The sequence below is a fragment of the Siccibacter colletis genome (assembly GCF_000696575.1).
GTDB lineage: Bacteria > Pseudomonadota > Gammaproteobacteria > Enterobacterales > Enterobacteriaceae > Siccibacter > Siccibacter colletis.
Genome location: NZ_JMSQ01000004.1, coordinates 1 through 14,179, shown reverse-complemented (window position 1 = coordinate 14,179; position 14,179 = coordinate 1). Strand labels below are relative to the sequence as shown.

At 59.0% G+C, this 14,179-nt stretch carries 13 protein-coding genes; 6 read left to right on the top strand and 7 right to left on the bottom strand.

Translation table 11 applies throughout. From position 1 onward, the window contains the following. Window positions 1–54 precede the first annotated feature (54 nt). Window positions 55–1,137, bottom strand: coding sequence for an LPS export ABC transporter permease LptG (lptG, locus tag ET34_RS0103440; RefSeq protein WP_031519492.1), 1,083 nt, complete (start codon window positions 1,135–1,137; stop codon window positions 55–57). Then, window positions 1,137–2,237 (bottom strand): LPS export ABC transporter permease LptF, encoded by a 1,101-nt coding sequence (gene lptF, locus ET34_RS0103435; protein ID WP_031519490.1) that lies wholly within the window; start codon window positions 2,235–2,237, stop codon window positions 1,137–1,139. The genes lptG and lptF overlap by 1 nt, the downstream gene beginning before the upstream one ends. Window positions 2,238–2,505: 268 nt before the next feature. On the opposite strand from lptF, the gene pepA reads away from it, so the two are divergent. The 3 genes from pepA to ET34_RS0103420 all read left to right on the top strand — a co-directional run bounded on the left by pepA (window position 2,506) and on the right by ET34_RS0103420 (window position 7,437). Continuing rightward, window positions 2,506–4,017, top strand: a complete 1,512-nt coding sequence (pepA, locus tag ET34_RS0103430; RefSeq protein WP_031519489.1) for a leucyl aminopeptidase — start codon at window positions 2,506–2,508, stop codon at window positions 4,015–4,017. A gap of 100 nt (window positions 4,018–4,117) precedes the next feature. After that, window positions 4,118–4,576, top strand: coding sequence for a DNA polymerase III subunit chi (locus tag ET34_RS0103425; protein WP_031519487.1), 459 nt, complete (start codon window positions 4,118–4,120; stop codon window positions 4,574–4,576). A gap of 5 nt (window positions 4,577–4,581) precedes the next feature. Continuing rightward, on the top strand, window positions 4,582–7,437 hold the full coding sequence (locus tag ET34_RS0103420; protein WP_031519485.1) for a valine--tRNA ligase: 2,856 nt from the start codon (window positions 4,582–4,584) through the stop codon (window positions 7,435–7,437). Window positions 7,438–7,569: 132 nt separating this feature from the next. Here ET34_RS0103420 and ET34_RS0103415 read toward each other — a convergent pair whose 3' ends face one another. Beyond that, a complete protein-coding gene (locus ET34_RS0103415) occupies window positions 7,570–8,604 on the bottom strand; it encodes a M48 family metallopeptidase (protein WP_031519483.1) in 1,035 nt (344 codons plus the stop codon). Further along, the gene (locus tag ET34_RS0103410; RefSeq protein WP_031519482.1) at window positions 8,591–9,775 is read right to left on the bottom strand and encodes a YjgN family protein; all 1,185 of its coding nucleotides are present in this window, start codon (window positions 9,773–9,775) and stop codon (window positions 8,591–8,593) included. The genes ET34_RS0103415 and ET34_RS0103410 overlap by 14 nt, the downstream gene beginning before the upstream one ends. Before the next feature lie 205 nt (window positions 9,776–9,980). Between ET34_RS0103410 and ET34_RS0103405 the strand changes: the two genes are divergently transcribed. After that, a complete protein-coding gene (locus ET34_RS0103405; RefSeq protein WP_031519480.1) occupies window positions 9,981–10,490 on the top strand; it encodes a GNAT family N-acetyltransferase in 510 nt (169 codons plus the stop codon). Window positions 10,491–10,504: 14 nt separating this feature from the next. On the opposite strand, the gene ET34_RS0103400 is transcribed toward ET34_RS0103405, so the two are convergent. The 3 genes from ET34_RS0103400 to rraB form a co-directional block, all read right to left on the bottom strand. Next, window positions 10,505–11,335 carry a hypothetical protein gene (locus ET34_RS0103400; RefSeq protein WP_031519478.1) on the bottom strand — a complete coding sequence of 277 codons (831 nt, stop codon included), beginning with the start codon at window positions 11,333–11,335 and terminating at the stop codon, window positions 10,505–10,507. Between the two features lie 93 nt (window positions 11,336–11,428). After that, window positions 11,429–12,187, bottom strand: a complete 759-nt coding sequence (gene miaE, locus ET34_RS0103395) for a tRNA isopentenyl-2-thiomethyl-A-37 hydroxylase MiaE (RefSeq protein ID WP_031519476.1) — start codon at window positions 12,185–12,187, stop codon at window positions 11,429–11,431. Window positions 12,188–12,232: 45 nt separating this feature from the next. Further along, on the bottom strand, window positions 12,233–12,661 hold the full coding sequence (gene rraB, locus ET34_RS0103390) for a ribonuclease E inhibitor RraB (protein ID WP_031519474.1): 429 nt from the start codon (window positions 12,659–12,661) through the stop codon (window positions 12,233–12,235). Window positions 12,662–12,712: 51 nt separating this feature from the next. On the opposite strand from rraB, the gene argL reads away from it, so the two are divergent. Next, entirely contained in the window at window positions 12,713–12,853 is a 141-nt protein-coding gene (gene argL, locus ET34_RS23170) for a putative translational regulatory protein ArgL (RefSeq protein WP_413783763.1), read from the top strand. Next, a complete protein-coding gene (argF, locus tag ET34_RS0103385) occupies window positions 12,823–13,824 on the top strand; it encodes an ornithine carbamoyltransferase (RefSeq protein ID WP_031519472.1) in 1,002 nt (333 codons plus the stop codon). Before argL ends, argF begins: the two co-directional genes overlap by 31 nt. The last annotated feature ends 355 nt before the right edge of the window (window positions 13,825–14,179 follow it).

Here is a 14,179-nt window from a genome sequence, read left to right as displayed (position 1 = left end):
GGTCCAAAAAAAAAGAGAGGTCATCGCCTCTCTTTTACGTCCATCACTGCACTATCAATTTCGTCGCATCATCAGCCACAGGCTGATCAGGAAGAAGGTGGCACTTGGCAGCAGCGCGCCGATGATGGGCGGGATGTTATACACCAGGCTCAGCGGGCCAAAAATCTGGTCCAGCACGTAGAACACGAAGCCACAGCTGATCCCGGTGACCACGCGCACGCCCATCGGTACGCTGCGCAGCGGGCCGAAGATGAACGACAGCGCCATCAGCATCATCACCGCCACGGAGAGCGGCTGGAAGATTTTGCTCCACATGTTGAGCTGGTAACGCCCTGGGTCCTGGCCGCTGGACTTCAGGTAGGTCACGTAATCACGCAGGCCGGTAATCGACAGCGCATCCGGGTCCAGCGCCACCACGCCGAGCTTGTCCGGCGTGAGGTTGGTTTTCCAGGTGCCGGTCACGGTCTGGGTGCCGGTGATCTGCTGCGGATTTTGCAGGTTGGATTCATCCACCTGCGACAGACGCCACGCTTTCTGCCCGGCATCAAACTTCGCGGAGGCCGCGTAGCGCACCGACTGCAGGCGACGCTCGTCGTTGAAGCTATAGATGCTGATACCGCCCAGCTCGTTATCACCCTTCACGCGTTCGATATAGACGAAGTTGTTGCCGTCTTTCGCCCACAGCCCTTGCTGAGTGGAGAGCAGCGAGCCGCCGTACATCATCTGCGCGCGGTAGTTACGCGCCATCTGTTCGCCCTGAGGGGCAACCCACTCGCCGATGGCCATTGTCAGCAGCACCAGCGGAATAGCGGTTTTCATCACTGCCAGCGCCACCTGCAGGCGGGTGAAGCCGGAAGCCTGCATCACCACCAGCTCGCTGCGCTGGGCCAGCATCCCCAGTCCGAGCAGCGCACCCAGCAGCGCCGCCATCGGGAAGAAGATCTGGATGTCTTTCGGCGCGCTCAGCAGGGTATACATACCCGCGCCAAGCGCGCTGTAGTCACCCTGCCCGGCCTTCTTCAGCTGATCGACAAACTTAATGATCCCGGAGAGCGACACCAGCATGAACAGCGTCATCATGATGGTGTTGAAAATCGTTTTACCGATATAGCGGTCAAGTACACCAAAACCAGGCATCACACCGCTCCTTGACGTGCGAATCGGGCACGCAGTTTACGCATGGGCACGGTATCCCACAGGTTGAGGCCCACCGCCAGCGCCAGATAAAGCAGGTTCACCAGCCACATCCAGATCAGCGGGTCCAGCTTGCCCTTCGCGCCGTTGGAGCGCAGCGAGGTCTGCAGCAGGAAGAACACCAGATAAAGCAGCATCGCTGGCAGCATCGAGAGCACACGGCCCTGACGCGGGTTGACCACCGACAGCGGCACTACCATCAGCGCCATCACGATTACGGCGAACACCAGCGTCAGACGCCAGTGCAGCTCGGCGCGCGCGCCGGGAGAGTCATTGCTCAGCAGGGTGCGCATGTTCATCTGCGCGCTGTCGTCAGGGTCGAGCGCCACGGTCTGGTGGCCGACAATCGCCTGGTAATCCTGGAAATCGGTAATGCGGAAGTCGCGCAGCATCGCGGTGCCTTCGAAGCGCGTGCCCTTATTGAGGGTCACCACCTGCGAACCGTCAGCGCGCAGGCTCAGCGCGCCGGAATCGGCCACCACCACGGAAGGACGGGCGCTGCCTTTCGGGCGCAGCTGCGCGAGGAACACGTCGTTGAACTGGCTGCCGTTAACGCTTTCGATGAACAGCACCGCGTTGCCGTCGGTGGCCTGCTGGAACTGGCCCTGGGCCAGCGCCGCCATGCCGGGGTTAGCTTTCGCTTCGGCCAGCACTTCATCCTGATGACGAGACGACCAGGGGCCAGCCCACATCACATTTATCGCCGCGACAATGCCGGTGAACAGCGCGAGGATCATCGCCGCTTTAACCAGCACCGCTTTGCTCAACCCGCAGGCATGCATGACGGTGATCTCACTCTCGGTATAAAGTTTGCCGAGGGTCATGAGCAGGCCGAGGAACAGGCTTAATGGCAGGATCAGCTGCGCCATTTCAGGCACACCCAGACCGAGCAGGGAAAGCACCAGATTTGTCGGGATATCGCCGTCAACAGCGGCCCCAAGAATCCTTACCAGCTTCTGACAGAAGAAGATCAGCAGCAGGATAAAAAGGATTGCCAGTTGGCTCTTGAGCGTCTCCCGGACCAGATATCTTATGATTATCACATTAATTACGCCTGTGAAAACGAGTCTTTTTGCAGGAAAATCGCTTGTTTCAAGGCTTAAACGTCATTTATTCTCTTGAGTCGTTGAAAACGTCGCAAAGATTGGCTCATCCAGCGAATTCGCGACCCAGAACTTGTTCTGACGTGCCCGAAACGTAAACACGTTAAGATTAACACGAAGTCATCGCAACAGCGGAGTGCGCGTTACGAAAGGTTGCAATTCTAACCGTCGCCACCGCCGTTGTCTTTAAGATTCAGGAGCGTAGTGCATGGAGTTCAGTGTAAAAAGCGGTAGCCCGGAGAAACAGCGGAGTGCCTGCATCGTTGTGGGCGTGTTTGAACCGCGACGCCTCTCCCCCATCGCCGAACAACTCGATAAGATCAGCGACGGCTACATCAGCGCCCTGCTTCGTCGCGGTGAGCTTGAGGGAAAACCGGGGCAGACGTTGTTGCTTCATCACGTTCCTAACGTGCTGTCAGAGCGTATTCTGCTGATTGGCTGCGGCAAAGAGCGCGAGCTGGACGAGCGTCAGTACAAGCAGGTGATCCAGAAAACCATCAACACCCTGAATGACACCGGATCAATGGAAGCCGTCTGCTTCCTGACCGAGCTGCACGTCAAGGGCCGCAACACCTACTGGAAAGTGCGCCAGGCGGTGGAAACCGCGAAAGAGTCGCTCTACAGCTTCGATCAGCTGAAAACCAACAAGAGCGAGCCGCGCCGTCCGCTGCGTAAGATGGTGTTCAACGTGCCGACCCGCCGCGAACTGACCAGCGGCGAGCGCGCCATTCAGCATGGTCTGGCGATTGCCGCCGGTATTAAAGCGGCGAAAGATCTCGGCAACATGCCGCCGAACATCTGTAATCCGGCCTATCTGGCTTCCCAGGCGCGCCAGCTGGCGGACTCCTGGAGCAAAAATATTGTTACCCGCGTTATCGGCGAGCAGCAGATGAAAGAGCTGGGCATGCACTCCTACCTCGCGGTGGGTGCCGGCTCGCAGAATGAATCCCTGATGTCGGTTATCGAATACAAAGGCGACCCGACCGCCGAGGCGCGTCCGATCGTGCTGGTGGGCAAAGGGCTGACCTTCGACTCCGGCGGCATCTCCCTCAAGCCTGGCGAAGGCATGGACGAGATGAAGTACGACATGTGCGGTGCGGCAGCGGTCTACGGCGTGATGCGCATGGTGGCTGAGCTGCAGCTGCCGCTGAACGTCACCGCGGTGCTGGCGGGCTGTGAAAACATGCCTGGCGGGCGCGCCTATCGTCCGGGCGACGTGCTGACCACCATGTCCGGCCAGACCGTTGAAGTGCTGAACACCGACGCCGAAGGCCGTCTGGTGCTGTGCGACGTGCTGACCTACGTCGAACGCTTCGAGCCGGAAGTGGTGATTGACGTCGCCACCCTCACCGGTGCCTGCGTGATCGCGCTGGGCCACCACATCACCGGCCTGATGTCGAACCACAATCCGCTGGCGCACGAGCTTATCGGTGCGTCCGAGCAGGCGGGTGACCGCGCGTGGCGTCTGCCGCTGGGCGACGAGTACTACGAGCAGCTCGACTCCAACTTTGCGGATATGGCGAACATCGGCGGTCGCCCGGGCGGGGCTATCACCGCCGGCTGCTTCCTGTCGCGCTTCACCCGTAAGTACAACTGGGCGCACCTCGACATCGCCGGTACCGCATGGCGTTCAGGAAAAGCGAAAGGCGCAACCGGTCGTCCGGTGGCGATGCTGTCCCAGTTCCTGCTCAACCGTGCCGGGTATAACGGCGAAGAGTAAGATAAAATCCCCCTCGCCCTGACGGCGCTCTCCTTCACCACGAGGGAGAGCGCCGGGCTGAGGGTGCATGATTTACATCCATCACAAGAAGCCCCATATCATGAAAAACGCAACGTTCTATCTGCTGGAAAACGACACCCATCAGGATGGCCTTAACGCCGTCGAACAGCTGGTGTGTGACCTTGCCGCAGAACGTTGGCGCAGCGGGAAACGCGTGCTGGTAGCCTGTATCGACGAAGCCCAGGCGGTGCGTCTGGATGAGGCGCTCTGGCAGCGGGATGCCAACAGCTTTGTGCCGCACAACCTCGCGGGCGAAGGTCCGCGTGCCGGTGCGCCGGTTGAGCTGGCCTGGCCGCAGAAGCGCGGCAGCGCGGCGCGCGATGTGCTGATAAGCCTGCTGCCCGAGTTTGCAGCTTTTGCCACCGCTTTCCCTGAAGTGATAGACTTCGTACCTCACGAAGATTCTCAGAAACAACTGGCGCGCGAACGCTATAAAGCCTATCGCGTCGCCGGTTTCCACTTGACTACGGCCACCCCGCCGGTGCCCGGAACGACATAGCAGACATGGAAAAGACATATAACCCACAAGATATCGAACAGCCGCTTTACGAGCACTGGGAAGAGCAGGGCTACTTCAAGCCGAATGGCGATGAGAGCCAGGAAAGCTTCTGCATCATGATCCCGCCGCCGAACGTCACCGGCAGTTTGCATATGGGTCACGCCTTCCAGCAGACCATCATGGACACCATGATCCGCTACCAGCGTATGCAGGGCAAAAACACCCTGTGGCAGGCGGGGACGGACCACGCGGGTATCGCCACCCAGATGGTGGTAGAGCGCAAAATCGCGGCTGAAGAGGGTAAGACCCGCCACGATTACGGCCGCGACGCGTTCATTGATAAAATCTGGCAGTGGAAGGCGGAATCCGGCGGCACCATTACCCGCCAGATGCGCCGTCTCGGCAACTCCGTGGACTGGACGCGTGAGCGTTTCACCATGGACGAAGGCCTGTCCAACGCGGTGAAAGAAGTGTTCGTGCGCCTGTATAAAGAAGATCTCATCTACCGCGGCAAACGCCTGGTGAACTGGGACCCGAAACTGCGCACCGCGATCTCCGATCTGGAAGTGGAAAACCGCGAGTCGAAAGGCTCGATGTGGCACATCCGCTATCCGCTGGCCGACGGCGCGAAAACTGCCGACGGTAAAGATTATCTGGTGGTAGCAACCACCCGTCCGGAAACCCTGCTGGGCGATACCGGCGTGGCGGTGAACCCGGAAGATCCGCGCTACAAAGATCTTATCGGCAAATTCGTGATGCTGCCGCTGGTCAACCGCCGTATTCCGGTGGTGGGCGATGAGCACGCCGACATGGAAAAAGGCACCGGCTGCGTGAAGATCACTCCGGCGCACGACTTCAACGATTATGAAGTCGGCCGTCGTCACGCCCTGCCGATGATCAACATTCTGACCTTTGACGGCGATATCCGTGAAAGCGCAGAAGTGTACGACACCAAAGGCAACGAGTCTGACGTCTACTCCAGCGACATCCCGGCAGAGTTCCAGAAGATGGAGCGTTTTGCGGCACGTAAAGCTATCGTTGCGGCGGTAGACGCCCTCGGCCTGCTGGAAGAGATCAAACCTCACGACCTGACCGTACCGTACGGCGATCGCGGCGGCGTGGTTATCGAGCCGATGCTGACCGACCAGTGGTACGTGCGTGCCGACGTGCTGGCGAAGCCGGCGGTGGAAGCCGTAGAAAACGGCGACATCCAGTTTGTGCCGAAGCAGTACGAAAACATGTACTTCTCATGGATGCGCGATATTCAGGACTGGTGCATTTCCCGTCAGCTGTGGTGGGGTCACCGTATCCCGGCGTGGTACGACGCGGAAGGCAACGTCTACGTGGGCCGCAGCGAAGAGGAAGTGCGTCAGGAAAACAACCTGAGCGCCGACGTGCAGCTGCGCCAGGACGAAGACGTGCTCGACACCTGGTTCTCCTCCGCGCTCTGGACCTTCTCTACCCTCGGCTGGCCGGAAAACACCGACGCGCTGCGTCAGTTCCACCCGACCAGCGTGATGGTTTCCGGCTTCGACATCATCTTCTTCTGGATTGCGCGCATGATCATGATGACCATGCACTTTATCAAAGATGAAGACGGCAAGCCGCAGGTACCGTTTAAGACCGTCTACATGACCGGCCTTATCCGCGACGACGAAGGCCAGAAGATGTCCAAGTCCAAGGGCAACGTGATTGACCCGCTGGACATGGTAGACGGCATTTCGCTGCCGGACCTGCTGGAGAAGCGCACCGGCAACATGATGCAGCCGCAGCTGGCTGAGAAAATCCGCAAGCGCACCGAGAAGCAGTTCCCGGACGGCATCGAACCGCACGGCACCGACGCCCTGCGCTTCACCCTGGCGGCGCTGGCCTCGACCGGTCGCGACATCAACTGGGATATGAAGCGCCTGGAAGGCTACCGCAACTTCTGTAACAAGCTGTGGAACGCCAGCCGCTTCGTGCTGATGAACACCGAAGATCAGGATTGCGGCTTCAACGGCGGCGAGATCGCGCTGTCGCTGGCGGATCGCTGGATCCTCGCGGAGTTCAACCAGACGGTGAAAGCCTACCGCGAGGCGCTGGACAACTTCCGCTTCGACATCGCGGCCGGCATTCTGTACGAGTTCACCTGGAACCAGTTCTGCGACTGGTATCTGGAGCTGACCAAGCCGGTCATGAACGGCGGCTCTGAGGCCGAGCTGCGCGGCACCCGCAATACGCTGGTGAACGTGCTGGAAGGTCTGCTGCGTCTCGCGCACCCGATCATTCCGTTCATCACTGAAACCATCTGGCAGCGCGTGAAAGTGCTGAAAGGCATTGATGCGGATACCATCATGCTGCAGCCGTTCCCGGCGTATGACGCTGCGCAGGTTGACGCAGCCGCGCTGGCCGATACCGAGTGGCTGAAGCAGGCAATTATCGCCGTGCGTAACATCCGCGCCGAGATGAACATCGCGCCGGGTAAACCGCTGGAGCTGTTGCTGCGCGGGTGCAGCGCTGACGCCGCGCGTCGCGTTAACGAAAACCTGAACTTCCTGAAAACGCTGGCGCGTCTGGAAAGCATCACCGTGCTGTCTGCCGACGATAAAGGTCCGGTTTCCGTGACCAAAATCATCGACGGCGCCGAGCTGCTGATCCCGATGGCGGGCCTGATCGATAAAGCGGCCGAGCTGGACCGTCTCGCCAAAGAAGTGGCGAAGGTCGAGCAGGAGATCGCCCGTATCGAAAGCAAACTGAGCAACGAAGGCTTTGTGGCGCGCGCGCCGGAAGCGGTAGTTGCCAAAGAGCGCGAGAAGATTGAAGGCTATCAGGACGCGAAAGCGAAGCTGATTGAGCAGCAGGCGGTTATCAGCGCGCTGTAAGAGAAGCGATAACAAAAAACCGGGCCAGGCCCGGTTTTTTTATGGGTGTTATGCGGTGGGTGCGCTGCGCTTACCCACCCTACGGGGTTTCTGGGGAATAAGGTGGGTGCGCGGCGCTTACCCACCCTGGGTTTACCCTCCTGATGCTTCCCTGATGCGCTCAAGGCGGGCTTCCATGTTCGGATGGGTGCTGAGCCAGTCGGGCATCATCAGCCCGTCATCGTCGGGATGCTCATCCTTCAGCGCGGCAAAGATCTGCACCATCGCCTGTAGCGAACGGCCCTGCTGCTTCATTTCGGCAATAGCGAATTCGTCGGCCTCATTCTCCATCCCGCGCGAGAAGCGCATCTCGTTGACGAATACCGCCGACTGCAGCAGCGTATCGCCAATGCCGTCCACGTCCCCCACCACCAGCATCATCGACAGCGTCATCAGCGACGAGCGCACCAGCATCTGCAGCGAGTGCCGGTAGCGGTAGTGACCCATCTCATGCAGCATTACTGCGGCCAGTGCATCGTCGCTTTTCGCCAGCGCCACCAGCTCATCGCTGAGGATCATGGTGCCGTTCGGCAACATCAGCGCGTTGGCCCCTTCCGGGAAGTGCATGATAAGCAGGCGCAGCCCGCCTTTATCGCGCATCTCAGCCGGGGTAACCGCGCTAAACAGCGCCTGCAGCTGCGCCTGACGCGCCGCGCTCAGGCTGCTGTTGCTGAACCCCTGCTCGACCAGCAGCTGCTCGCTGACTTCACCCAGCTGCTGCTCCACCGCCACCGGCAGATGATACGCAATCGTCTCGCTCAGCCAGGGCAGCAGCACCGCCACATAGAACACCGCGGTAAGCAGCGTGCCGATCAGCGCCGCCGCAATGCCGCTTTTGCGGCGCTCCAGGGCATTGATCAGCGGCGGTTTGCGGTGGCGGTTCTCATACCAGTGACGAAAAGCGGCAGGGTTAGCGGGCATAAAGCGCCCGCCGTCCGGGAAAGTAATGGCCTGCGGGACGCCTTCCGGCGCCGGGCGGATCTCCAGCTGGGAGAGCGTAAACAGCCGCTCCCCGGCATCCAGCCGCAGCGTCAGGGAGGCGTCGCGAAAGGTGATACGGGCCGCCTCCCTGGCAGCCTGCCCCGGATACTGGTAGTAGCCGTCACACTCAAGTTCAGATGCCGACATTGAGATCCAGTTCCTGCACCAGCTCTTCCGCCAGCGCGCTCTGCGCGGTGTCGGTGTGCGCCTGCACCGCCAGGGTGTCGATGTCGCCTTCCACTTCCAGCGTCTCGACCATGTAACGGGCATGACGCAGCTGCGCGAACGGCGTGGCGAGGCCCGCCGAGAAGAAGATAATCAGGGCATTAACAAACAGCAGCCAGAGGTACGGCAGCAGCTTCATGCTAGAGTGCAGGGAGATTTTCCCGTCGTTGAGCGTGGTCTGGTTGAACATGTAGTTGCGATGGGCGACGGTCAGGTATGCGCGCGTCATCATGCCCCATACCAGCATCATCAGGTAGGTGAGAAGGAAGCTGCTGACATTTGCCCCCACCATCTCACCCATCGCTTCATCGCTGACACCGTACTCGCTCATCGTCACCATCGTCATGGTGAGCGCCCCCATCAGCATACCGATCAGCACGATAAACGGCACCGCCAGCAGCAGCGAGATCAGCGAGAACTTCACGAAGGCCGCTTTTTTCATCACGCCTTTGAAGGCGGAATTGCCGAAGAACATGTTATTGACGTACAGGTCATGCTGCACGGCGCTCAGGACGCCATTTACCGCGACAAAACCGGGGATGATGAACAATGCCACCAGCGCCACAGCAAGGAACTGCATACCGGTGACCGCCACCAGCCCGTACGCCATGCTCAGCAGGATAAACAGCGTCAGATATGCCAGCACCGGCCAGACCAGGAACGTCATGTAGGCGCGGCCAACATGACAGCGGTAGTTAAAGCGCACGCCGCGATAGCTCGACATGATGGCTTCAAAGCGCCAGCTGCGCACGATGATCCAGGGCAGCAACGCCAGGAAAGCAAGCAGCATTGCGCCCCCCAGCGTCGGAGCCAGCAGGGTACAGATATAAAACACAATAATGCCGGCGATAGTTAACATGCGTCCCAGCAGGATCTGCATCGGCTTTGCATGATAATCAAAGTGGTCGCCAGCCAGTTCGGTATTACCGTAGAAATAACGGTACGTGCGTACTTTCGCCCAGGCGGAATAAATACCGAAGGTAATAAACGATAAAAGTAAATTAACCAGCCAGATACCGTACCAGGTATCGGCAGTGCCATGAAATTTGAGTTTGTGACGCTGTGTGTTGGTCTCACTCGACAGTGAATTCATACGCTTTCATCCTGAAAGAAATAAAAAACCCTGAAATCAGGGGGAGTTATTAAAACGCAGGTTGCGCCTGCGCGGTTATAGGCTGCCAGTAAAAAATGGCAGCAAGGTTAATTCGATAACGCAGCGGGTTTTTATTTTTCATCTGCGATACGTTTGTTTTATATTGGTCGCTCGCGTGTTTTCCAGCTAATAACCAGGTCAGACCATGCAGAGCAGTCCCTCAGCGAGCAGCGAATTACGACTTCGTCCGCTCACCGCACATGATAATCCTGCTATTGCGCGCGTTATTCGCGCCGTATCCGCGGAATTTGGCTTAACGGCAGATAAAGGCTATACCGTTGCCGATCCCAATCTTGATGCCCTGTATCAGCTCTACAGTCAGCCGCGCCACGCCTATTGGGTGGTGGAATATAACGGCGAGGTGGTCGGCGGCGGCGGGCTTGCGCCACTCGCCTGCAGCGAACCGGGTATCTGCGAACTGCAAAAAATGTATTTTCTGCCTGCGGCGCGCGGTAAGGGGCTGGCCCGCCAGCTGGCGCTACAAGCGCTGGACTTCGCCCGCGAACAGGGTTTCACCCGCTGCTATCTGGAAACGACCGCGTTTCTCCGGCAGGCCATCGCCCTCTATGAAAGCCTGGGCTTCGACCACATCTCCGCCCCGCTGGGCTGTACCGGCCACGTGGACTGCGAAGTGCGGATGCTGAAAAACCTGTAGCACTGCGGGCCGGTTTACTGGCCCGTCATTTCCATCGACAGACGAATAATGCCCGCCGCGCGATCCGCCGGCAGCTGTAACACTTCCCGCCACAGATCCTGCACGATATTGCATACCCGCTGCTCTTTGCCGATCGCCTGCTGCGGCGTAGCCATCAGCGAGAAATCGCTGCCGTAGCGGTCGGTAAGCTTTTGCAGGATCGGCTGTACGTCACGCTGCGCCCGCTGGCGCTCGGCCTCGGTCACCGTATGCTTCGTTTCACCCCAGGCGGCACGCATCATCTCCGCATCCACTTCCATGCGGTGCAGCGTTACGTCCTGCGGCAGCAGCCGGGCAGCGTTAATTCCGCCCTTCACCCCCGGAAACAGAAAGCGGAAGCAGGCATCGTCGCTCTCTTTTTGCACCAGCGCGGTTTGCTGCATATTGGCCTGCATAAATGCCACCACGTTGGCATCCGGCGCGGATTGCAGACGCTTGATCTGCAACGTCATGATCTCGGGCTGGATGGCGTCGATAATCTGCTGCTCCGACTTGCCCTCTTTCTGCATCGCCAGCGAGCGATCGCGCAGCTGCGCCATAAACTGCGGCTCCTGCTCTTTCAGCACGCCGTAGATCGGCAGCTTCGCAAAGGCCGCATCGAATCGCTCCGCCTCGCTTTGCGTCTGCACACTCTGGCGCTGCGGCATGAAATAGCGCGCGTCCAGCACGTTCCAGAGGGCAATTGCCGCCAGCGCCAGCACCACCGCGCCCGCCTTGCTTACCCAGCCTTTTTTACGCAGCAGGGTTACCAGCAGCGCAATAACCGCGCCCGCGTAGCCTGCAACAATAATGTGCGTCCAGTTCATAGAGCTCCTTGTTGGTCGATGCAGCCGATACGTTTTACCAGCCTGAGGAAATATTGCACCTCCTCAGGCTGACAACTACCAATATTAGGAGAGTCAGGCAGGAACGCCGCTGTGAAAACGGAATTCGCTGTCGGGTGTGGTAATCAGCGCGGCTTCCACGTCGCCGAAGTGGCGCACGCGCGGGGTGATGTCGTCATCGGAAATCGACTGCGCCAGCGTCAGGTAGTCCTGATAGTGACGCGCTTCCGAGCGCAACAGCGACAGGTAAAACGCCTGCAGCTCCTCATCAACGTGCGGTGCCAGCGCGGCGAAGCGTTCGCAGGAGCGCGCTTCGATATACGCCCCGCAGATCAGCTTATCGATAAGCCGCTGCGGCTCCCAGGTGCGGAGATCGCGGATCAGCCCGCGCGCATAGCGACTGGCGGTGATCTTCACGTAGGGGATATCGCGCTTCATCATCACTTCACGTACCTGCCAGAAATGGTGAAGCTCCTCTTTGATCAGCAGCACCATGCTGTCGATCAGCTGCTGGCCCCAGGGATCCTCGGTGTGCGGCATCACGCTTTTGCCGATGCGCTTATGCAGCGCGACAAAATCTGGCTCCGGGCCACCGCCATAGGTAAAGGATTCATAGGGTTTCAGCCAGCTCAGCAGCGCTTCACCGCCGCGCTGGTCGGCGACATATTTGCGGATCAGCAGCATCGCGGTCTGGGCCGCTTTCAGTTCGCAGATCATGTGGTCGGTGAGCAGCAGCGGCAGGTTTTCCGGCTGTCTGGCTTTTTCAATCCAGGCATCGGGGGTCGGGCAGTGGAGGAAATCGAGTATCGGGGCGAGTAATTGCGGGTAGTTCATGTCCGGTCCTTGCGGTGCGGCAGCGGGGGCTGCCGCACAGGTTACTTAGTGACGAATGCCGTCGTCGTCCTCGTCGTCCACCAGCTCGTCATCGTCGCCGTCGTCACCCTCTTCGCCGTTCGGATCTTCGAAGTAGGTGCCCCAGCCGTCATACTCGACGCCAAACTTCTCGGCGAGGTTCAGCAGCTGCTCAACCTGCGCATCGATAAGCTCGGCGTTCAGCGCGCTTTCACTCACCACGTCGCAGCAGATGACGGTATCGCCCTCTTCCACTTCCAGCTCTTCCGGATCGGTCACTTCATACCCCAGTTTGAACGCTTCAACCGCCGCCTTTTCCAGGGTTTCGAAATCATCTGCCGAAAGATGATGTTCGATGGTGTACAGCGCGTCCGGATCGCTGCCGTCTTCCAGTAATTCTTCAATAATCAAACGCGTTTCTTCGCGCTGTTCTTCCAGGAGTTCCGGGTTTGCCATGATGGGTTCCTCATAGGTGGCAGATACTCTTATTTTCACACACGCCGGAGAATGCCTCCACCTTTCACAGTAAAGATTTCTGCCTCAGGGTTGCAAATGAATATTCATACATATAAATTGAATTTTAATTCAATTAGTGGCGTCAGCCATGTGAGGGAACTATGTCTGATTTTTCTGGTAAGCACTTCCTGAAACTGCTTGATTTTACCCCTGCGCAAATCACCCACCTGCTCGGTCTTGCCGCCACGCTCAAGCGCGACAAGAAAAACGGTAGCGAAACCCCGCAGCTGACGGGCAAAAATATCGCGCTCATCTTCGAAAAAGACTCAACCCGCACCCGATGCTCTTTCGAAGTTGCCGCTTTTGACCAGGGCGCGCGCGTCACGTACCTGGGGCCGTCCGGCAGCCAGATTGGCCATAAAGAGTCCATCAAAGACACCGCCAGGGTGCTGGGCCGCATGTATGACGGCATTCAGTATCGCGGTCACGGACAGGAGATTGTGGAAACCCTCGCGCAGTATGCCGGCGTGCCGGTGTGGAACGGGTTAACTAACGAATTCCACCCCACCCAGCTGCTGGCGGATCTGCTCACCATGCAGGAGCACGCACCGGGTAAAGCGTTGCGCGACATGACCCTCGCCTATGCGGGCGATGCGCGTAATAACATGGGCAATTCGTTGCTGGAAGCAGCGGCGCTGATGGGCTTCGACCTGCGGCTGGTAGCACCGAAAGCCTGCTGGCCGGAAGAGAGCCTGGTGGCAGAATGCCAGGCGCTGGCAGCGCATAACGGTGGACGTATTACCCTCACCGAGGACGTGGCGTCCGGCGTGAGCGGGGCTGACTTCATCTATACCGATGTCTGGGTGTCGATGGGTGAGGAGAAGGCGAAGTGGGCGGAACGTATCGCGCTGCTGCGGCCGTATCAGGTTAACAGCGCGATGCTGGCGTTAACCGGTAATCCGCAGGTGAAGTTTTTGCACTGCCTGCCGGCGTTCCACGATGACCAGACCACGCTCGGCCAGCAGATGGCGCAGGAGTACGGCCTGCACGGCGGAATGGAAGTAACGGATGAGGTGTTTGAGTCGGCGCACAGCATCGTGTTCGACCAGGCGGAGAACCGCATGCATACCATCAAAGCGGTGATGGTGGCGACGCTGGCGTAACGGGTTGTAAGGCGGGTGCGGTTTTAATGGTGGGTGCGCTGCGCTTACCCACCCTACGATTTTGCACTCGGTTTTATGGTGGGTGCGCTGGCGCTTACCCACCCTACGATTTTGCACTCGGTTTTATGGTGGGTGCGCTGGCGCTTACCCACCCTACGATATTGCACTCGGTTTTTATGGTGGGTGCGCTGGCGCTTACCCACCCTACGATTTTGCACTCGGTTTTAATGGTGGGTGCGCTGACGCTTACCCACCCTACGATTTTTATCCACCCTACGGGATAGTTTGTAGGGCGGGTAAGCGCAGCGCACCCGCCAGCAGCCATCAACCTCACGCCACCAGCATTTTCACCACG

Excerpts from the sequence above, each read along its gene's own strand:
- lptG (WP_031519492.1), bottom strand. The coding sequence starts at position 1,137 with ATGCCTGGTTTTGGTGTACTTGACCGCTATATCGGTAAAACGATTTTC.
- pepA (WP_031519489.1), top strand. The coding sequence starts at position 2,506 with ATGGAGTTCAGTGTAAAAAGCGGTAGCCCGGAGAAACAGCGGAGTGCC.
- ET34_RS0103425 (WP_031519487.1), top strand. The coding sequence starts at position 4,118 with ATGAAAAACGCAACGTTCTATCTGCTGGAAAACGACACCCATCAGGAT.
- ET34_RS0103420 (WP_031519485.1), top strand. The coding sequence starts at position 4,582 with ATGGAAAAGACATATAACCCACAAGATATCGAACAGCCGCTTTACGAG.
- ET34_RS0103415 (WP_031519483.1), bottom strand. The coding sequence starts at position 8,604 with ATGTCGGCATCTGAACTTGAGTGTGACGGCTACTACCAGTATCCGGGG.
- ET34_RS0103410 (WP_031519482.1), bottom strand. The coding sequence starts at position 9,775 with ATGAATTCACTGTCGAGTGAGACCAACACACAGCGTCACAAACTCAAA.
- ET34_RS0103405 (WP_031519480.1), top strand. The coding sequence starts at position 9,981 with ATGCAGAGCAGTCCCTCAGCGAGCAGCGAATTACGACTTCGTCCGCTC.
- ET34_RS0103400 (WP_031519478.1), bottom strand. The coding sequence starts at position 11,335 with ATGAACTGGACGCACATTATTGTTGCAGGCTACGCGGGCGCGGTTATT.
- miaE (WP_031519476.1), bottom strand. The coding sequence starts at position 12,187 with ATGAACTACCCGCAATTACTCGCCCCGATACTCGATTTCCTCCACTGC.
- rraB (WP_031519474.1), bottom strand. The coding sequence starts at position 12,661 with ATGGCAAACCCGGAACTCCTGGAAGAACAGCGCGAAGAAACGCGTTTG.
- argL (WP_413783763.1), top strand. The coding sequence starts at position 12,713 with ATGCCTCCACCTTTCACAGTAAAGATTTCTGCCTCAGGGTTGCAAATG.
- argF (WP_031519472.1), top strand. The coding sequence starts at position 12,823 with ATGTCTGATTTTTCTGGTAAGCACTTCCTGAAACTGCTTGATTTTACC.